The sequence below is a fragment of the Streptomyces sp. NPDC034086 genome (assembly GCF_055575515.1).
The window spans coordinates 36973-56249 of sequence record NZ_JBVISM010000011.1; the positions used below are offsets into that span (position 1 = coordinate 36973).

Consider the following 19277-nt stretch of genomic DNA (forward strand, 5'->3'; position numbering starts at 1 on the left):
ACCGAACCGGCCGGAAGGACGGGCGCGACACCCCGGGGACCATCACCTCCCCGTCACCGGCGCCCGTCCCGAAGCCCTGATCCGCACCGCCGGACCGCCGTCCGCCCCGGCGGCTCCCCAGCGCCGGCCCCGCCCCACCGCCGGCCGCCGTGGGTCCCGGCCGCACCCGGCGTCTCACGGACCGACTGACAGAGGTGACGGCGACGCCCGCCACGTATTCTCGGGAACCATGAACAACAGCGACATCGACGAGATCGACGAGAACGTCACCGCCGAACTGTCCCGCCTGCGCGACAGCATCGACAACATCGACGCGGCCGTGGTCCACATGCTCGCCGAGCGCTTCAAGTGCACCCAGCAGGTCGGCCACCTCAAGGCCAAGCACCAGCTGCCCCCGGCCGACCCGGGCCGCGAGGCCAGCCAGATCGCCCGCCTGCGCCAGCTCGCCGAGAGCGCCAAACTCGACCCGGCCTTCGCCGAGAAACTCCTCAACTTCATCATCGCCGAGGTCATCCGCCACCACGAGACCATCGCCGCCGGCGAGGAGTGACACCCGCCGGGGCCGGCAGCCGGGCCGACACCCCGGCCCCGGCCGAGCCGGCCGCCTCCGGCCCCTGCCCTCGCGGGCCGCCCCCGGTCGAGCCCCGTCGCCCCGGCCCCGCCGGCCCTGGGAGCCGCCCCCGCCATCCGGCAGCATGGCCCCATGACCGCACTGACGCGCAACGAAGCGCAGCTCCGAGCCCAGCTCCTCGACGTCCACCACTACGTCGTCGGCCTCGACCTCACCACCGGCGACGAGACCTTCGAATCCGCCACCGTCATCCGGTTCACCGCCCGCACCGCCGCCGACACCTTCGTCGAGCTCAAGCCGGACGCACTGCACTCCGCCACCCTCGACGGAACCCCCCTCGACCCCGCCACCCTCACCGGCAACCGCCTCCCCCTCACCGGCCTCACCCCCGGCCCCCACGAGCTGCGCATCGACGCCCGCATGCGCTACTCCCGCACCGGCGAGGGACTCCACCGCTTCACCGACCCCGCCGACGGGGAGACGTACGTCTACTCCCAGATGTTCCTGGACGACGTCCAGCGCGTCTTCCCCGCCTTCGACCAGCCCGACCTGAAGGCCGTCTTCGAGTTCACCGTCGCCGCCCCCGCCCACTGGACCGTCCTCACCAACAGCGTCACCACCCGCCTCGCCGACCGCCCCGCCACCGGCGACACCGCCACCGCCGGCGTCTGGCAGTCCGCCGCCACCCCCCTCATCCCCACCTACCTCGCCGCCGTCGCCGCCGGCCCCTGGCACAGCGTCACCACCACCCACGCCGGACTGCCCTTCGGCATCCACTGCCGCCAGTCCCTCGCTCCCCACCTCGACGCCGACGCCGAAGAGATCTTCTCCGTCACCACCGCCTGCTTCGACCGCTACCACGAGAAGTTCACCGAGCCCTACCCCTTCGACTCCTACGACCAGGCCTTCGTGCCCGAATTCAACGCCGGCGCCATGGAGAACCCCGGGCTCGTCACCTTCCGCGACGAATTCGTCTTCCGCTCCGCCGTCACCGACACCGAACGCCAGCGCCGCGCCATGGTCATCGCCCACGAAATGGCCCACATGTGGTTCGGCGACCTCGTCACCCTCGCCTGGTTCGACGACATCTGGCTCAACGAATCCTTCGCCGAGTACATGGGCTACCAGACCCTCACCGAAGCCACCCGCTTCACCGGCACCTGGACCGAATTCGGCATGGAACGCAAGCCCTGGGGCTACGCCGCCGACCAACGCCCCTCCACCCACCCCGTCGCCCCCGGCCCCGACGACGTCCCCGACACCGCCTCCGCCCTCCTCAACTTCGACGGCATCTCCTACGCCAAGGGCGCCTCCGCCCTGCGCCAGCTCGTCGCCTGGCTCGGCGAGAAGGACTTCCTCGCCGGCATCAACACCCACTTCGCCCGCCACAAGTTCGCCAACGCCTCTCTCGCCGACTTCGTGGACTCCCTCGCCGCCCACACCGACCGCGACGTCCACACCTGGGCCGGCACCTGGCTGCGCACCACCGGCATCGACACCCTCACCCCCCGCATCGAGGAGAACACCGGCGGCTGGACCCTCACCGTCGACCGCCAGGGCAGCCGCCCCCACCGCATCACCGCCGGCACCTACGACCGCACCGCCGACGGCACCCTCGAACGCACCGCACTCGTCGACCTCGACGTCCCCACCGACGAGATCCTCTCCGTCTCCGGCCCCCGCCCCGCCCTCCTCGTCCTCAACGACGGCGACCTCGGCTACGCCAAGATCCGCCTCGACGACACCTCCCTCGAAACCGCCCTGCGCGCCCTCTCCCGCGTCCCCGACCCCCTCACCCGCGCCGTCGTCTGGGGCTCCCTGCGCGACATGGTCCGCGACGGCGAACTCGAACCCGCCGCCTACCTCGCCACCGCCGAAGCCCACCTCCCCGACGAAACCGACCTCGCCGTCGTCCAGGGCGTCCTCACCTTCGCCCGCGACCACGTCGCCGACGCCTACACCACCCCCGACCAGCGCACCACCGCCCTCACCACCCTCACCGGCATCGCCCGCGCCCTCCTGCGCCGCACCGAGGACGGCACCGACCCCGGCCTGCGCCTCGTCGCCGTACGCGCCCTCATCGACAGCGCCACCCAGCCCGACACCCTCACCGCCTGGCTCACCGACGGCACCGTCACCGGCGGCCCCGCACTCGACCCCGAACTGCGCTGGCGCGTCCTCGCCCGCCTCTGCGTACTCGGCGCCGCCGACGCCACCGCCATCGACGCCGCCATCGACGCCGACCCCAGCGCCACCGGCCGGCAGGGCGCCGCCCGCTGCCACGCCTCCCTGCCCACCCCGGAGGCCAAGGCCGCCGCCTGGCAGCGCCTCTTCCACGACGACACCCTGTCCAACCACCTCTTCACCGCCACCGCCCTCGGCTTCTGGCAGCCCGAACAGGCCGACCTCGTACGCGACTACCTGCCCCGCTACTACCCCGACGCCGTCGCCCTCGCCGCCCGCCGCGGCCCCGCCATCGCGGAAGCCGCCGGCCGCTGGGCCTTCCCCACCCACGCCGTCGACCGGGACAACCTCCGGGCCGGCCACACCTGCCTCGAGAACCCCGACGTCCTCCCCATGCTCCGCCGCGCCCTCGCCGACCAGCTCGACGACCTCGCCCGCGCCCTGCGGGTCCGCGGCACCTGACCCCGCCCCGGCCCCTCCCGTCGGGCGGCCACCGCACCGCGCCCCGCCCGGCGGGCCCACCCGCGTACCCTTTGTCCCGTGCCGTCCTCCCCCCTCCACCGCGTCGCCGTCCTCGTGCTCGAGGGCGCCAAACCCCTCGACGTCGGCATCCCCGCACAGGTCTTCACGACCCGCGCGAGCATGCCGTACGAGGTACGCGTCTGCGGAGCGGCACCCGGACTCGTCACCGGCGGCGACGGACTCTCGTACTACGTCACCCACGGCCTCGACGCACTCGCCTGGGCCGACATCGTCTTCGTCCCCGGCTACCGGTTCCCCGACCGCGACGACCCGCCCCGCCCCGTCCTCGACGCCCTCACCGACGCCCACCACCGGGGCGCACGGCTCGCCGCCATCTCCACCGGCGCCTTCGCCCTCGCCGCCACCGGCCTCCTCGACGGCAAACGGGCCACCACCCACTGGCACTACGCCCGCGCCCTCGCCGCCAAACACCCCCTCGTCCACGTCGACGAAAACGTCCTCTTCGTCGACGAGGGCAGCGTCCTCACGTCCGCCGGCGCCGCCTCCGGGATCGACCTGTGCCTGCACGTCCTGCGCCGCGACCTCGGCATCGCCGCCTCCAACCACGCCGCCCGCCGCCTCGTCGCCGCCCCCTACCGCAGCGGCGGCCAGGCCCAGTACGTCCCGCGCAGCGTCCCCGAACCGCTCGGCGAACGCTTCGCCGCCACCCGCGAATGGGCCCTGCACCGCCTCGGCGAACCCCTCACCCTCGAAGCCCTCGCCCAGCACGCCGCCGTGTCCCCCCGGACCTTCTCCCGCCGCTTCGTCGAGGACACCGGCTACACCCCCATGCAATGGGTCATGCGCGCCCGCATCGACCTCGCCCGCGAACTGCTCGAACGCTCCGGCCGCGGGGTCGAGCAGATCGCCGCCGACGTCGGCCTCGGCACCGGCGCCAACCTGCGCCTGCACTTCCAGCGCATCCTGGACACCACCCCCACCGAATACCGCCGCACCTTCACCCACGGCACCTGACCGGCCCCGCCCGAGGGACGGCGACCCGATGGCGAGATCCTTGCGAACCGTGGCGATCACGCCCCTGTCACCGCCGGCCGCCGAAGGCGAACCTGAGGGCGCGAACAGAAGGGACAGCTCACATGACTCGCATCGCCATCAACGGATTCGGCCGCATCGGACGCAACGTGCTGCGCGCGCTCCTCGAACGCGACAGCGACCTCGAGATCGTCGCCGTGAACGACCTCACCGAGCCCGCCACCCTCGCCCGGCTGCTCGCCTACGACACCACCTCCGGCCGCCTCGGCCGCCCGGTCACCGTCGACGGCAACGTCCTCGTCGTGGACGGCCACCGCATCACCGTCCTCGCCGAACGGGAACCGGCACAGCTGCCCTGGGCCGGCCTCGGCATCGACATCGTCCTCGAGGCCACCGGCCGCTTCACCTCCGCCGAGGCCGCCCGCGCCCACATCAAGGCCGGCGCCCGCAAGGTCCTCGTCAGCGCCCCCTCCGACGGCGCCGACGTCACCCTCGCCTACGGGGTCAACACCGACGCCTACGACCCGGCCGCGCACACGATCGTCTCGAACGCCTCCTGCACGACCAACGCCCTCGCGCCGCTGGCCGCCGTACTGGACCAGCTCGCCGGCATCGAGCACGGCTTCATGACCACGGTGCACGCCTACACCCAGGAGCAGAACCTCCAGGACGGCCCCCACCGCGACCCGCGCCGCGCCCGCGCCGCCGGCGTCAACATCGTGCCCACCTCGACGGGCGCCGCCAAGGCCATCGGCCTCGTCCTGCCGAACCTCGACGGCAAGCTGTCGGGCGACTCGATCCGCGTACCGGTGCCCGTGGGCTCGATCGTCGAGCTGAACACCACCGTCTCCCGCGACGTGACCCGCGAGCAGGTCCTCGAGGCCTACCGCACCGCGGCCGAGGGCCCGCTGGCCGGCGTACTCGAGTACTCGGACGACCCCCTGGTGTCCTCCGACATCACGGGCAACCCCGCCTCCTCGATCTTCGACTCCGAGCTCACCCGCGTCGAGGGCCGCCACATCAAGGTCGTCGCCTGGTACGACAACGAGTGGGGCTTCTCCAACCGCGTGATCGACACCCTCACCCTGCTCGCCACGAGCTGACCCGCCCGCCCCCTCGGGGGCTCCCGTACCGAGCGCCGCAGTTGGTTCTGACCTGGCAACTGCGGCGCTCACCCATGCCCGGACCCGGGCCGCGGAACGACGCCCCCGGGGGGAGGGAACGGCCCCGCGCAGCGGCCCGCGGCAACGGCGGCGCACGACGGGCCCGCCACCGGCGGCGACGGGCAGCCGCCGCCGGTGGCCGACGGCCACCCGCGACGCCCGACGGCCACCCGCGACGCCCGGCCGGCCATCCGCGATGCCCGGCGGCCACCGGGCACCGGCAACGGCCCCGCCCGCCACCGGCAACGACCGGCCCTCCACCGGTTACCCCATTCGGGGCTCCCTCGTTGTACCGGCAGGGTGTCCCGCCCACCCCCGGCCCCCGCACAGCGGATCCGCCGGTCCGCCCGCCCCGGAGGTCCCCATGACCGAGCCCGCGCCGGCCCCCGCGCCCCCGCTCGCCGGCGGAGCCCACGGTGCCGACGCCCTCCGGCCCCTCCTCGACACCGTCCTCACCGCCCTGCGCACCGGCGCCGCCGTACGCAACGGCCCCCTCCCCGCCGGCGGACCCGCCGCCACCACCGCCCGCGTCCACGCCGCCCTCGGCGACACCGGCCTCCTCCCCGCCCGCGGCACCGGCGACCACGAAGCCCTCGCCACCCTCGTCCACACCCTCGCCGCGGGCGCCGCCGACCCCGCCCACCCCCTCTGCGCCGCCCACCTGCACTGCCCGCCGCTCGCCGTCGCGGCCGCCGCCGACCTCGCCGTCAGCGCCCTCAACCCCTCACTTGACTCCTGGGACCAGGCCCCCGCCGCCTCCGCCATCGAAGCCGTCCTCACCCGCACCCTCGCCGCCGAGTTCTACGACACCCCCCGCGCCGACGCCCTCCTCACCACCGGCGCCACCGAAGCCAACCAGCTGGCCCTCCTCCTCGCCCGCGAACGCCACGGCCCCGGCCTCGCCGTCCTCCACGGAGCCAACGCCCACCACTCCATCCCCCGCGCCGCCTGGCTCCTCGGCCTCCCGCCCACCACCGTCCTGCCCACCCCCACCGGCACCCTCGACCCCGCCACCCTCGACGCCGCGCTCACCCGCACCCCCCGCCCCGCCCTCGTCACCGCCACCGCGGGCACCACCGACGCCGGCCTCATCGACCCCCTCGACGCCCTCGCCGACGTCTGCGCACGCCACCGCGCCGAACTCCACGTCGACGCCGCCTACGGCGGAGCCCTCGCCTTCAGCCCCCGCCACCGCCCCAAGCTGGCCGGCCTCCACCGCGCCCGCTCCCTCACCCTCGACCTGCACAAACTCGGCTGGCAACCCGTCGCCGCAGGCCTCCTCGCCGTCCCCGACACCACCCACCTGGCACCCCTCGCCCACCAGGCCGACTACCTCAACGCCACCGACGACACCGAAGCCGGCCTCCCCGACCTCCTCGGCCGCTCCCTGCGCACCACCCGCCGCCCCGACGCCTTCAAGATCGCCGCCACCCTCCGCTCACTCGGCCGCGACGGCCTCGCCCGGCTCATCGACCACACCTGCGCCACAGCCCACCGGCTCGCCGACCTCCTCGACGCACACCCCGGCTTCGAACTCCACGCGCGCCCCACCCTCACCACGGTCCTCTTCCGGCCCACCCCCACGGACGACGACCAGCTCCCCGCCCTGCGCCGCACCCTCCTCCACGACGGCACCGCCGTCCTCGGCCGCGCCACCGCCGACGGCCGCCCCTGGCTCAAGGCGACCCTGCTCAACCCCCACACCACCCCGCGGGACCTGGCCACCCTCGTCGCCCTCCTGGAAGGCAGCACCCACCGATGACCGCCCAGCTCGATGCACCCCACGACCTCGTCGGAATCGGCATCGGCCCCTTCAACCTGTCCCTCGCCGCCCTCGCCCACGGCCTCCCCCGACACGGCGCGCAGCCGCTCACCACCGCCTTCTACGACCAGCGCCGCGACTTCCGCTGGCACCCCGGACTCCTCCTCGACGGAGCCACCCTCCAAGTCCCCTTCCTCGCCGACCTCGTCACCCTCGCCGACCCCACCAGCCCCTGGACCTTCCTCAGCTACCTCAAGCACAAGGAACGCCTCTTCCCCTTCTACTTCGCCGAGCAGTTCCACATCCAGCGCGCCGAATACGACGCCTACTGCCGCTGGGTGGCCGGCCGCCTCCCCGGACTCCACTTCGGCCACCAGGTCGACGCCGTCCGCTGGAACCCCGAACGCGACCTCTTCGAAGTCGACTACACCCAGCTCGACCCCGACGGAGAAGCCGAAGCCCTCGGCCGCACCCACACCCGCAACCTCGTCCTCGGCATCGGCACCGCCCCCTACGTCCCCGAACCCCTGCGCCCCCTCGCCGACGCCCCCACCGTCCCCGTCATCCACTCCGCCGACTACCTCGACAACCGCACGCGCATCCTCGGAGCCGAACACGTCACCGTCATCGGATCCGGCCAGTCAGGAGCCGAGGTCTTCCTCGACCTCCTCCGCGCCCGCCCCGCCGGCCGCGAACGCCTCACCTGGCTCGCCCGCACCCCCTCCTTCGCCCCCATGGAGTACTCCAAGCTCGGCCTCGAACACTTCACCCCCGACTACACCCGCTACTTCCACGGCCTGCCCGAACCCGTCCGCGACCGGCTCGTCCCCGCCCAGTGGCAACTCCACAAAGGCATCGACGCCGCCACCATCGCCGCCATCCACGAAGAGCTCTACCGCCGCACCCTCCACGGCGGCTGGCCCGACACCGTCCTCACCCCCGGAGTCACCGTCCGCACCGCCGGCCGCGTCGCCACCACCAAAGTCGAACTCCACCTCGAACACACCCAGCAGGGCACCCGCTCCCGCCTCACCACCGACGCCGTCGTCCTCGCCACCGGCTACAAGGAACGCCCCCTCACCAGCCTCTTCGCCGGCCTCGACCCCTACATGCGCAAGGACTCCTCCGGCCGCCCCCGCATCGACGACCGCTACCGCATGATCCTCGACCCCTCCGTCAGCGGCAGCGTCTTCGTCCAGAACGGAGAACGCCACACCCACGGCGTCGGCACCCCCGACCTCGGCCTCGCCGCCTGGCGCAGCGCCGCCATCCTCAACACCCTCACCGGCACCGAGCCCTACCCCCAGCCCCACCGCACCGCCTTCACCACCTTCGGCCTCGAACAACGCACCCCCGCCCGCCCCCAGGTGGAACTCCGCCCCCTCGTCGAGCACCCCTGACGCGAACGGCCGGGACCCGCCACAGCAGGACCCGGCCGCACACCGCACGAGACGACCAGAACGCCTAGAACACCGGCACGCCCGCCCGCGTCAGCCGCCAGTCCACCGAAGCGAACCCCGCCGGATCCACCGTGCCCTTCGCCTTCACCCACTGGATGATCGTGTTGCGGATCTCGTCCGAGTTGGCCCACAACTGCTTCGCCTGCGCCACGTGCGGGAACGCCCCACCACCCGAAGCCCGGTAATTGTTCACGGCGAACACGAACCGCGCCGCCGGATCCACCGGCTTCCCCTCGAACGACAACCCCGTGATCCGCGAACCCACCGGCTGCGCGATGTCGATGTCGTACACCAGCCCGTACACCGCGTCGTAGTTGTAGTCCGGGATGCCCTCCGCGTTCGTCAGCTTCGCCGGATCCACCGCACCGCCCGCGGCCGTCCGCACGAAATACCGCGCCGAGTACTCCAGGTAGTCCTTCAGCTGCGCACCCGTGAGCAGCCGCGCCTCCAGCGTGTTCTCGAACGGGTACAGCCCCGCCGCGTCCCGGATCGTCACCTGGCCGGCCGGGATCGCCGCCGTCCGCGAGAAGCACGAGGCCTGCGACAGCACCGGCAGGGACGCCCACTCCGAACCGGCCAGGGCCGCCTTCACCGTCTCCGCCTGCACGTGGTTGATCAGATCGATGATCGCCACGTCCTTCACCGGCCCCTCGGCCGACGACATCGCCCGCGTCGACGTCCCGATCACCTGGTTGACGTACGCCACCACCTTGCGGTGCTCGTCCGACAGCAAGCCCGTGATCTTCGGGTCCTCGGCGGCCGTGTTCGAGTTCAGCACCCGCGCCGACACCTTCGCCACCGACCAGCGGCCCCGCTCCCACACCAGCTCGAAGTCGAACAGCGTCAGCCGCTGCCCCCACTTCAGCGGCTCCGACAACACCACGTCCTTGCCGGTCGCCTTGTTCCGCACCCGGTACTCCGGGATCTCCGTGTGCGCGTGCCCCACCAGGATCGCGTCGATCCCCGGCACCTGCTCCGCCACCAGACCCGCCGCGTTCTCCACGTACGGCAGCTGGTCACCGTACGAGGACGTACCGCTCGACCCCGAATGCGCCGACACGACGACCACGTCCGCACCCATCGACCGCAGCCGCGGCACGTACTTCGCCGCCTGCTCCTCCAGCCCCGGGAACGTCATCTTCCCCTGCACGTTCGCCTTGTCCCAGATCGCGATGCCCGGATTCGTCAGGCCCAGCACCGCCACCTTCACGTCCCGCCCGTGCGGCGTCCGCAGCCGGTGCATGCTGTACGGCGGGAACGCCGGCCGCAGCGTCTTCGCGTCCAGCGCGTTCGCCCCCAGCAGCGGGAAATCACACTGCTCCTCGAACTTGCGCAGCACCGGGATCCCGTAGTTGAACTCGTGGTTCCCCAGCGCCGCCGCGTCGTACCCGATCGCGTTCATCGCCTGCGCCATCGGATGCACCGGACCCCGCCGCGCGGTGATCGGATCCACCTTCGCGTAGTAGTACGACAGCTGCGTCCCCTGGATCGTGTCGCCCGCGTCGATCAGCAGCGTGTTGCCACGCCCCTTCTCCGCGCGGACCTGCTCCACCAGCGTCGAGATCTTGGCCAGACCGACGTCGTTGTGCGCCTTGTCGTCGAACTCCTTGTCCGTGAAGTAGTCCCAGTTGAAGACGTTCCCGTGCAGATCGGTCGTCCCCATCACGGTGAACGCGTACGTCTTCGGCCCCTTCGACGGCACGGCGGCGGCAGCGGCCGGAGAGCTCGTGGCCCCCGTCATCGCCACGGCGGCACCCGTGGCCGCCGAGGCCCCCATGAAAGTCCTACGGTCAAACGCCATGGCCATCTCCCCTTGTGAGGCGTGTATTGAGGCGTGAACAACGCGCGTAGATTCTGACCCACGAGTAACAAGCCGCAACACCCCCCACAGGTTGCGATCCGATGACCACACCAGGACCGACCCGGATGCAACAGTGAAACCATGACCCAGGAACCCGCCCGCACGACCCACCAGCCCTACGGAACCCCCGACGTCCCCCGCGTCGCCGTCCGCGGCGAAGCCCACCTCGAAGTCGACCCCGAAATCGCGCGCATCGGCATCACCGTCAACGCCCGGGGCACCGACCGCCGCACCGCCCTCGAAGACCTCACCCGCCGCAACAACACCGTCCTCGAACTCGTCAAGAGCTACGGCGAACCCGTCGAAAAACTCGAAACCGGCGCCTTCTCCATCACCCCCGAACTCACCCGCCACGGCCGCGGCGAACGCGTCCGCGCCTACCACGGCCGCGTCCACATCACCGCCGAACTCAACGACTTCACCACCCTCGGCGAACTCACCACCCGCCTCGCCGACCTCGAACTCACCCAGGTCGACGGCCCCTGGTGGGCCCTGCGCCCCACCTCACCCGCCCACGGCGAAGCCCGCCGCCAAGCCGTCCTCGAAGCCGTCCAACGCGCCCGCGAATACGCCCACGCCCTCGGCGCCGACCTCGCCTCCCTCGTCGAACTCGCCGACCTCGGAGCCGAAGACGCCACCCCCTACCCGCCCGGCGGCAGCGGAATGCGCACCATGGCCTTCGCCGCCCCCGCCGACGACGCCGGCGCCCCGCCCCTCGACCTCGAACCGCAGCGCCAGACCGTCCGCGCCCAGGTCAACGCCCGCTTCACCATGACCCCGCCGCGGCTCTGAAAGCACCCCGTGGGGGTGCTCATCAGAGCACCCCCACGCACATTCAATACATGTCAACAAGCCTTCCCCCAAAGCTCGTTGACGCGACACCGGCACCACATGCCCTACCCCCCGGTAGGGCATACCCTCGACCCATGCGCCGAGCGAAAATCGTATGTACCCTGGGCCCCGCCACCGACTCATACGACCAGATCAAAGCCCTGGTCGAAGCCGGAATGGACATCGCCCGACTCAACCTCAGCCACGGCACCTACGCCGAACACGAGGAGCGCTACCAACGCGTACGCAAGGCCTCCGACGAAACCGGCCGCAGCGTCGGCATCCTCGCCGACCTACAAGGCCCGAAGATCCGCCTCGGCCGCTTCCACGAAGGCCCCGTACTCCTTGAACGCGGCGACGAATTCACCATCACCACCGAACAGCACCCCGGCGACCGCCACACCTGCGGCACCACCTACACCGGCCTCGCCCAAGACGTCACCACCGGCGAACGCATCCTCGTCGACGACGGCCGCGTCACCCTCGAAGTCACCGCCGTCGACGGCCCCCGCGTCCACACCCGCGTCATCGAAGGCGGCATGGTCTCCGACCACAAAGGCCTCAACCTCCCCGGCGTCGCCGTCTCCGTCCCCGCCCTCTCCGACAAGGACATCGAAGACCTCCGCTGGGCCCTGCGCACCGGCGCCGACGTCATCGCCCTCTCCTTCGTCCGCACCGGCCGCGACATCGACGACGTCCACCGCATCATGGACGAAGAAGGCCGACGCCTACCCGTCATCGCCAAAATCGAAAAACCACAGGCCGTCGAGAACATCGACGACATCGTCGCCGCCTTCGACGGCATCATGGTCGCCCGGGGCGACCTCGGCGTCGAAATGCCCCTCGAGCAAGTCCCCATCGTCCAGAAGCGCGCCATCAAGCTCGCCAAACGCAACGCCAAACCCGTCATCGTCGCCACCCAGATGCTCGACTCGATGATCGACAACAGCCGTCCCACCCGCGCCGAAGCCTCCGACGTCGCCAACGCCGTCATCGACGGCACCGACGCCGTCATGCTCTCCGGCGAGACCAGCGTCGGCACATACCCCGTCGAAACCGTCCGCACCATGGCCCGCATCGTCGAAGCCGCCGAAGAAGACATCCTCGCCAAAGGCCTCCCCCCGCTCACCGACCGCAGCAAGCCCCGCACCCAAGGTGGAGCCGTCGCCCGCGCCGCCGCCGAAATGGGCGACTTCCTCCAGGCCAAGTTCCTCGTCGCCTTCACCCAGAGCGGCGACACCGTCCGCCGCCTCTCCCGCTACCGCAGCCCCATCCCCCTCCTCGCCTTCACCCCGGACCCCGCCACCCGCTCCCAACTCAACCTCACCTGGGGCGTCGAGACCTTCCTCGGCCCCCACGTCGACTCCACCGACGCCATGGTCGCCCAGGTCGAAGAAGAACTCCTGCGCATCGGACGCTGCGTCCCCGGAGACATCGTCGTCATCACCGCCGGCTCACCCCCCGGCGTCAGCGGCAAGACCAACCTCGTCCGCATCCACCACATCGGCGACCCCGTCCGCTGACACCCGGAAGAACACCCGCCGACACCACCGCCGGGCCGCCCCGAAGGACGGCCCGGCGACCTCCTCCAGACCCGACCCACGCCCCGCCACCAGCCGCAACACCGCCCGGCGCAACCGCAGCGCCCGGATCCGCACCTCCACCGCATCGGCCTGCACGGCGGCGACCTCCGCCACCGACAGCTCAGGGCCGGGTTCAGTACTTCGGCCCGACGTGGGCGTCCATGAGCGCGACGGATTCCTTCCGGGCGACGGACACGTTGTACGGATCGCTGCCCCGGGCCAGGACCGTCCACTGGACACCGACTTTGGTGAGGGTGTCCGTGCAGAGCCGCCGGATGTCGTCGGACCGGTTGGTGAAGAAATACCGGGGGTATTCGTACCGCTTGCCGTTCCGAACGGTCCAGTTGGTGGTCCGGCACCCGTCGGAGTGGATCAGGCCCCGGATGAGATCCCAGGGGTGCGCGTCGACGACGTCCTGCTGCCAGGGTTCGAGGGTGATCCGGCGGTCGTGTTTCCTGCCGGGCGCGTGCTGGGGGAAGAGGCACGTCCAGTGCCGTCCGTAACTGGTGACGGCCACACAGCCCTGCCGCTGCAGCACGTGGACCTTGTCCGTCGGCCGTACGGCCAGGATCGCCGCGCGGCACAGCTCGATGAGGCCGGGCCACGCGTCCGCGCACGCGATGCGCAGGCAGTGCCCGCCGCGGGGGTGCGGGCTGATGCAGCCGTCGCCGAGGTAGAGGCCGAGGAGGTAGGCGTAGGCGGCGGCGGCGACGGCCGGGACGGAACACGGCACCGACCGGTCCATGCGGGGGAGTGGGTCGACACGTGTCTGCCAGGCGCGGATGGCGGCGCGGGATATCCCGGTTTCCTTGCTGACCGAGTTCAGGCTCCGCCCCTGGGCGAGGAGCTGCAAGGCGTGGCGACGGGTGGCCATGTCGTACATGTGGACGAAGCTGCCGCGTGGAATTCGCTCACGTGCCGCAATTGGATACGCTTCGCTGAAACGAGTGAAGGTCACGCGATACTCGCGTGACCTTGGAAAAAAAGGAAAAGTGCCCCGGGTCGGACTCGAACCGACACTGTATGGGTTTTGAATCCATCGCCTGCTGCCAATTGGGCTACCGGGGCCCAACGAATCGAAGGTTACACCCGACCCGCTGCGTGTCCACCTTACCGCAGCTAGGTAGGCTCGGGGGAGCTTGTTATGCCCCGCAAAGAGGAGCCTCCGTGACCGCCGAGCACGAGTCGACGCCCACGCCCGACGCCGACCAGTCGCACGTTCCGCCGCTGACGACCCGCGTCGTCATCGCCGAGGACGAGGCGCTCATCCGTCTTGACCTGAAAGAGATGCTCGAAGAGGAGGGCTACTCCGTCGTCGGCGAGGCCGGGGACGGGCAGACGGCCGTCGAGCTCGCGCGGGAGCACCGGCCCGACCTGGTGATCCTCGACGTGAAGATGCCGGTCCTCGACGGGATCTCCGCCGCCGAGAAGATCGCGGGTGAGTCGATCGCCCCCGTGCTCATGCTCACCGCCTTCTCGCAGCGCGACCTCGTGGAGCGGGCGCGGGACGCCGGGGCCATGGCGTACCTGGTGAAGCCGTTCAGCAAGAGCGACGTCGTCCCGGCGATCGAGATGGCCGTGTCCCGCTTCGCGGAGCTGAAGGCGCTGGAGAAGGAGGTCGCGGACCTCTCCGCGCGTCTGGAGACCCGCAAGCTGGTCGACCGGGCCAAGAGCATCCTGCAGACGCAGTACGGGCTGAGCGAGCCGGCCGCGTTCCGCTGGATCCAGAAGACGTCCATGGACCGCCGCATGTCCATGCAGCAGGTCGCCGAGGCGGTCATCGAGGACGCCGAGGAGAAGAAGCAGAACGCCGGCAAGTAGGGCGTCGGCCGTCCGGAACGCGTGAGGCCCGTCTCCCCCCGAGGGGAGACGGGCCTCACGGCTTCACGGGGCCGGGCCGGCGGGACTAGTCCTCGCCGAGGTAGGCCTTGCGGACGTCCTCGTTGACGAGGAGTTCGCGGCCCGGGCCGGACAGGACGATCTTGCCGATCTCCATGACGTGGCCCTGGTCGGCCAGGGACAGCGCGGCCTGGGCGTTCTGCTCGACCAGCAGGATGGTGGTCCCGGCGGCCTTGAGCTCGGCGATCGTCGCCATGATCTTCTGCATCATGAGCGGGGAGAGGCCCATGGAGGGCTCGTCGAGCATGAGCAGCTTGGGCTGGGACATGAGCGCGCGGCCCATGGCGAGCATCTGCTGTTCGCCGCCGGAGAGGGTGCCGGCGGCCTGCTTGCGGCGCTCTCCCAGGATGGGGAAGAGGTCGTAGGCGCGCTGGACGTCCTTCTGGATGCCTTCCTTGTCGTTGCGGAGGAAGGCGCCGAGGAGGAGGTTGTCCTCGATCGACATGCGCGGGAAGATGTGCCGCCCCTCGGGGGAGTGGGCGAGTCCGAGCGAGACGATGTCGTGCGCCGGGACCTTCTTCAGCGACTTGCCCTGGAACTTGATCTGGCCGCCCTTGGGCTTGATGAGGCCGGAGAGGGTGCGCAGGGTGGTGGTCTTGCCGGCGCCGTTGGTGCCGATGAGGGTGACGATCTCGCCTTCGTCGACGGTGAAGGAGATGCCCTTGACGGCTTCGATCTTGCCGTAGGCGACGCGGAGGTCCTCGACCTCGAGGAGGGCGGTCACTTGGCTTCTCCGTCCGTGCTGGTGGTGCTGCCCTCGGCGGCCTCTTCCGCTGTGGCTTCGGGGGCGGCCTCGGCCTCGGCTTCGGCGGCGGCTTCGGCTTCGGCGGCTTCGACCTCGGCGGCTTCTTCGGCGCCGGGGGCGCCTTCGAAGGGTTCGCCGAGGTAGGCGGCGATGACGCGCTCGTCGCTCTGGACCTCGGTGGCGGTGCCTTCGATGAGCTTCTCGCCCTGGACGAGGCAGGCGACGCGGTCGCAGAGGTTGAAGATGAAGCGCATGTCGTGCTCGATGACGAGGACGGCGATGCCCTTGTCCCGGATGGCGAAGATGAGCTCTTCGGCGGCGCGGGTCTCCTGCGGGTTCATGCCGGCGGTGGGCTCGTCCAGGAGGATGAGGCCGGGGTCGCTGGCGAGGGCGCGGGCGATCTCGAGCTTGCGCTGTTCACCGTAGGGGAGGTTGCGGGCGAGGTGCTCGGCCTTGTGGTCGAGGCCGATGAACTCGAGGAGTTCCATGGCGCGCTCGCGGCTGGCCTGCTCTTCCCGGCCGAAGCTGGGGAGGCGGAGGAGGGCGGACCAGAGGCCTTCCTTGGTGCGGGTGTGGCGTCCGACGAGGACGTTTTCCAGGACCGTCATGTTGTTGAAGAGACGGATGTTCTGGAAGGTGCGGGCGATGCCGGCCGCGGTGACCTTGTAGGACTTGGGGGGCAGGACCGTGCCCTTGTACCGGACTTCGCCCTCGGTGGGGATGTAGAGCCCGGTGAGGCAGTTGAAGAAGGTGGTCTTGCCGGCACCGTTGGGGCCGATGAGGCCGACGATCTCGCCGCTGCGGACGGTGAGGTCGACGTTCTTGACGGCGGTGAGGCCGCCGAAGCGCATCGTGACGCCGCGGGCGTCGAGGACCGTTTCGGTCGCCGTTGCGGTCGTGGTGGTGGTCATGGATCAGGCCCCTGTCTTGCCGAGGACTGTGGGCGCTTCGAGGTCCTTGTGGAGTTCGAGCTGGTTGCGCCGGTTGGGGATGAGGCCTTCGGGGCGCAGGCGCATCAGGACGACGAGTGCGATGCCGAAGACGAGGAGCTGGTAGTCGCCCAGGAACTGGAGCTTGTTGGGGATCAGGTAGAGCAGGGCGCCGCCGACGAGGGGGCCGGAGATGGTGCCCATGCCGCCGAGGACGACTGCGGCGAGGAGGAACGCGGAGTTCGGGGGCGTGCTGTTGGCGAACTGGTACTGCTCCGGGGTGACCGTGTACTGGACGTGTGCCTGTACGGCGCCGGCGAGGCCGGCGAGGGTGGCTCCGAGGGCGAAGGCGATGAGCTTGACGCGGAAGCCGTTGATGCCCATGGCTTCGGCGGCGGTCTCGTCCTCGCGGATGGCGACCCAGGCGCGGCCGATGCGGGATTCGGCGCTGCGGCGGAAGACCATGACCACGATGAGGGTGATCAGGAGGAGGAGCAGGAAGTAGTTGGCGAAGCGGCCGATGGTGAATCCGGCGATGGTGTGGCTGGCGCCGAAGTCGAAGCCGAAGAGGTTGACGTTGGGGATGTTGGCGATGCCGTTGGGGCCGTTGGTGATGTCGGGGCCGGAGACACCGTCGAGGTTGTTCATGGTGATCTTGAAGATCTCACCGAAGCCGAGCGTCACGATGGCGAGGTAGTCGCCGCGCAGGCGGAGGGTGGGGGCGCCGATGAGGACGCCGAAGATCATGGAGGCGATGGCCCCGACGAGGAGTGCGGCCCAGAAGGGCAGGTGCACGCCGAAGGGGGAGTTGGGCGAGCCGGAGACCAGGGCCGCGGTGTAGGCGCCGACGCCGAGGAAGGCGACGTAACCGAGGTCGAGGAGGCCGGTGAGGCCGACGACGATGTTCAGGCCGAGGGCGACGGTGGCGAAGATGAGGATGTTGACGCCGAGGGTCGCGTACTGGTCGTCGGTCTGGGTGAGGGGGAAGGCCATGGCCGCGACGAAGGCGCCGACGAGGGCGACGTTGCGGTGCTTGGCGGTGAGGCCGGTGAAGCGGGCGATGAGGCCGCTCTTGTTGAGGGCGCCGAAGCCGAAGCCTGCGGCGATCAGGAAGCCGATGAAGAGTTCCTGGTAGGGGGTGGTGATGCCGTAGGTGAAGATGCCGAGGGTGACGGCGAGCACGGCGGTGATGAGGAGGATTTCGGCCCAGGCCGGGAGGGGCCGGGCGGGCGCGGGGGCGTGGTTGGCGAAGCCGGCCCTGATGGTCGTCCAGACGTTGCCCGCGTTGTGCTTGAAGGTCTCCCATTCGCTGTCGTCCGGGTCGGCCGCCTCGAGCGCCGGGCGCTTGAAGGGCAGGGCGAGGGCGCCGAGGACGGTGGCGAGGGAGGCGATGGCGACGATGAAGCCGCCGGGTTCGAGGTTGACGATGCCGCCGAGCTGGATGGTGATCGTGATGACCGTGTACCAGGCGGTGGCGAAGGCGGCGAGGGCGGAGAGCTTGATGGCGGCATCGGTCCCTGCCGGGGCGAGCCAGCCGAGGCCCTTGACGCCGTAGGAGGAGAGTCCGAAGGCCGTGGTGAGGGCTCCGCCCGCGAGGACGAGCCACTGGAGGCCGCCGGGGTAGCCGTAGACGGTGAGGTTTCCGGGGAAGGCTGCGGTCCAGGTCCAGGACAGGAAGCAGGAGATGACGGTGAGGAGGCCGCCGGCGGTGGCGAGGAGGCGGGCCGTCTTCTCGGGGATCGCGATGAAGCCGGTGTCGGCTGCGATGGTCTGCGGGGTGTCCGCGGTGATGGTCGTCATGGTTCTCACGCCCTGTCCGCCACGCGCTCGCCCAGCAGGCCCTGGGGCCGGAAGAGGAGCACGAGGATGAGGAGTACGAACGCCCAGGTGTTGCCCCAGGACTGGCCGCCGAGCTGGCTCATGCCGGGGACATCGGCGATGTAGGCGGTGGTCAGGGTCTCGGCGAGGCCGAGGACGATGCCGCCGATCATGGCGCCGTAGATGTTCCCGATGCCGCCGAGGACGGCGGCGGTGAAGGCCTTGAGGCCGAGGATGAAGCCCATGCGGTACTGGACTTCGCCGTACTTGAGGCCGTAGGCGACGGCTCCGACGGCGGCGAAGGCGGCGCCGAGGGCGAAGGCGACCGTGATGATGCGGTCGGTGTTGATGCCCATCAGCTTCGCGGTGTCCGGGTCCTGCGCGGTGGCCTGCATGCCGCGGCCGGTGCGGGTCTTCTTGACGAAGAAGCCGAGGAAGGCCATGGAGATGGGGGCGGCGAGCAGCAGGAAGACGTCACCGGTCTGGATGGTGATGTTGCCGAGGTGGAAGGGGCCGCCGGGGATCTCGGGGAACTTGACGGAGGACTTCGCGTCGGGGTACCAGGCCCATACCGCCTGCTGGAGGACGATGGAGAGGCCGATGGCGGTGATGAGCGGCGCGAGGCGCGGAGCGCTGCGCAGCGGCCGGTAGGCGAAGCGTTCGGCGCCGACGGCTATGAGGGTGGCGACGATGACCGCGCCTATGAGCATGAGCGGCAGCGCGACCCACATGGTGGTGCCGCCGGGGAGCATCAGCCAGACCGTGAGGGCTCCGAACCCGCCGGTCATGAAGATCTCGCCGTGGGCGAAGTTGATGAGCTGGACGATGCCATAAACCATCGTGTAGCCGATGGCGACGAGCCCGTACATGGATCCCAGTAGCAGGCCGTTGACCAGCTGTTGCGGCAGTTCGTGCACCGCAGGTCCTCCGAGTCTTTCGACGGATGTGACACCGCG

Annotated in this window: 15 protein-coding genes and 1 tRNA gene; 9 read left to right on the plus strand and 7 right to left on the minus strand. The window is 70.8% G+C overall.

Annotation, left to right across the window (positions count from 1 at the left end; genetic code table 11):
* Positions 1-229 precede the first annotated feature (229 nt).
* The 6 genes from ACZ514_RS23195 to ACZ514_RS23220 all read left to right on the plus strand — a co-directional run bounded on the left by ACZ514_RS23195 (position 230) and on the right by ACZ514_RS23220 (position 8595).
* Positions 230-550 carry a chorismate mutase gene (locus ACZ514_RS23195; protein WP_125817182.1) on the plus strand — a complete coding sequence of 107 codons (321 nt, stop codon included), beginning with the start codon at positions 230-232 and terminating at the stop codon, positions 548-550.
* Between the two features lie 153 nt (positions 551-703).
* Positions 704-3217: an aminopeptidase N gene (gene pepN / locus ACZ514_RS23200; RefSeq protein ID WP_469125547.1), complete on the plus strand. Its 2514-nt coding sequence runs from the start codon at positions 704-706 to the stop codon at positions 3215-3217.
* 78 nt (positions 3218-3295) lie between these two features.
* Entirely contained in the window at positions 3296-4252 is a 957-nt protein-coding gene (locus tag ACZ514_RS23205; RefSeq protein WP_469125548.1) for a GlxA family transcriptional regulator, read from the plus strand.
* A gap of 122 nt (positions 4253-4374) precedes the next feature.
* Positions 4375-5373 (plus strand): type I glyceraldehyde-3-phosphate dehydrogenase, encoded by a 999-nt coding sequence (gap, locus tag ACZ514_RS23210; RefSeq protein ID WP_469125549.1) that lies wholly within the window; start codon positions 4375-4377, stop codon positions 5371-5373.
* A 424-nt stretch (positions 5374-5797) separates the two neighbouring features.
* Complete coding sequence (locus tag ACZ514_RS23215; RefSeq protein ID WP_469125550.1) at positions 5798-7195, plus strand: pyridoxal phosphate-dependent decarboxylase family protein; 1398 nt, start codon at positions 5798-5800, stop codon at positions 7193-7195.
* On the plus strand, positions 7192-8595 hold the full coding sequence (locus tag ACZ514_RS23220) for a lysine N(6)-hydroxylase/L-ornithine N(5)-oxygenase family protein (protein WP_468167060.1): 1404 nt from the start codon (positions 7192-7194) through the stop codon (positions 8593-8595). Before ACZ514_RS23215 ends, ACZ514_RS23220 begins: the two co-directional genes overlap by 4 nt.
* 64 nt (positions 8596-8659) lie before the next feature.
* Here the strand turns inward: ACZ514_RS23220 and ACZ514_RS23225 are convergent, their stop codons facing one another.
* Positions 8660-10456 carry a bifunctional metallophosphatase/5'-nucleotidase gene (locus ACZ514_RS23225; RefSeq protein WP_469125551.1) on the minus strand — a complete coding sequence of 599 codons (1797 nt, stop codon included), beginning with the start codon at positions 10454-10456 and terminating at the stop codon, positions 8660-8662.
* Positions 10457-10597: 141 nt separating this feature from the next.
* On the opposite strand from ACZ514_RS23225, the gene ACZ514_RS23230 reads away from it, so the two are divergent.
* Positions 10598-11308 (plus strand): SIMPL domain-containing protein, encoded by a 711-nt coding sequence (locus ACZ514_RS23230; protein ID WP_468167064.1) that lies wholly within the window; start codon positions 10598-10600, stop codon positions 11306-11308.
* A 134-nt stretch (positions 11309-11442) separates the two neighbouring features.
* Positions 11443-12870: a pyruvate kinase gene (pyk, locus tag ACZ514_RS23235; RefSeq protein ID WP_468167066.1), complete on the plus strand. Its 1428-nt coding sequence runs from the start codon at positions 11443-11445 to the stop codon at positions 12868-12870.
* Between the two features lie 193 nt (positions 12871-13063).
* Here pyk and ACZ514_RS23240 read toward each other — a convergent pair whose 3' ends face one another.
* Together ACZ514_RS23240 and ACZ514_RS23245 are read right to left on the minus strand one after the other, a co-directional pair.
* A complete protein-coding gene (locus ACZ514_RS23240; RefSeq protein WP_469125552.1) occupies positions 13064-13813 on the minus strand; it encodes a helix-turn-helix domain-containing protein in 750 nt (249 codons plus the stop codon).
* A 110-nt stretch (positions 13814-13923) separates the two neighbouring features.
* Positions 13924-13998: transfer RNA gene (locus ACZ514_RS23245), tRNA-Leu, on the minus strand.
* Between the two features lie 99 nt (positions 13999-14097).
* Between ACZ514_RS23245 and ACZ514_RS23250 the strand changes: the two genes are divergently transcribed.
* Positions 14098-14751 carry an ANTAR domain-containing response regulator gene (locus tag ACZ514_RS23250; RefSeq protein WP_467888238.1) on the plus strand — a complete coding sequence of 218 codons (654 nt, stop codon included), beginning with the start codon at positions 14098-14100 and terminating at the stop codon, positions 14749-14751.
* Between the two features lie 85 nt (positions 14752-14836).
* Here ACZ514_RS23250 and ACZ514_RS23255 read toward each other — a convergent pair whose 3' ends face one another.
* The 4 genes from ACZ514_RS23255 to ACZ514_RS23270 are packed head-to-tail and all read right to left on the minus strand — an operon-like array spanning position 14837 to position 19238.
* Entirely contained in the window at positions 14837-15553 is a 717-nt protein-coding gene (locus ACZ514_RS23255; protein ID WP_468167070.1) for an ABC transporter ATP-binding protein, read from the minus strand.
* Positions 15550-16485, minus strand: coding sequence for an ABC transporter ATP-binding protein (locus ACZ514_RS23260; RefSeq protein ID WP_468697697.1), 936 nt, complete (start codon positions 16483-16485; stop codon positions 15550-15552). Before ACZ514_RS23260 ends, ACZ514_RS23255 begins: the two co-directional genes overlap by 4 nt.
* Before the next feature lie 3 nt (positions 16486-16488).
* Positions 16489-18303, minus strand: coding sequence for a branched-chain amino acid ABC transporter permease (locus tag ACZ514_RS23265; protein WP_468697695.1), 1815 nt, complete (start codon positions 18301-18303; stop codon positions 16489-16491).
* Between the two features lie 5 nt (positions 18304-18308).
* Positions 18309-19238, minus strand: coding sequence for a branched-chain amino acid ABC transporter permease (locus ACZ514_RS23270; RefSeq protein ID WP_468167076.1), 930 nt, complete (start codon positions 19236-19238; stop codon positions 18309-18311).
* Positions 19239-19277: the final 39 nt, after the last annotated feature.

Excerpts from the sequence above, each read along its gene's own strand:
- ACZ514_RS23195 (WP_125817182.1), top strand. The coding sequence starts at position 230 with ATGAACAACAGCGACATCGACGAGATCGACGAGAACGTCACCGCCGAA.
- pepN (WP_469125547.1), top strand. The coding sequence starts at position 704 with ATGACCGCACTGACGCGCAACGAAGCGCAGCTCCGAGCCCAGCTCCTC.
- gap (WP_469125549.1), top strand. The coding sequence starts at position 4,375 with ATGACTCGCATCGCCATCAACGGATTCGGCCGCATCGGACGCAACGTG.
- ACZ514_RS23215 (WP_469125550.1), top strand. The coding sequence starts at position 5,798 with ATGACCGAGCCCGCGCCGGCCCCCGCGCCCCCGCTCGCCGGCGGAGCC.
- ACZ514_RS23220 (WP_468167060.1), top strand. The coding sequence starts at position 7,192 with ATGACCGCCCAGCTCGATGCACCCCACGACCTCGTCGGAATCGGCATC.
- ACZ514_RS23225 (WP_469125551.1), bottom strand. The coding sequence starts at position 10,456 with ATGGCGTTTGACCGTAGGACTTTCATGGGGGCCTCGGCGGCCACGGGT.
- ACZ514_RS23230 (WP_468167064.1), top strand. The coding sequence starts at position 10,598 with ATGACCCAGGAACCCGCCCGCACGACCCACCAGCCCTACGGAACCCCC.
- pyk (WP_468167066.1), top strand. The coding sequence starts at position 11,443 with ATGCGCCGAGCGAAAATCGTATGTACCCTGGGCCCCGCCACCGACTCA.
- ACZ514_RS23240 (WP_469125552.1), bottom strand. The coding sequence starts at position 13,813 with ATGTACGACATGGCCACCCGTCGCCACGCCTTGCAGCTCCTCGCCCAG.
- ACZ514_RS23260 (WP_468697697.1), bottom strand. The coding sequence starts at position 16,485 with ATGACCACCACCACGACCGCAACGGCGACCGAAACGGTCCTCGACGCC.
- ACZ514_RS23265 (WP_468697695.1), bottom strand. The coding sequence starts at position 18,303 with ATGACGACCATCACCGCGGACACCCCGCAGACCATCGCAGCCGACACC.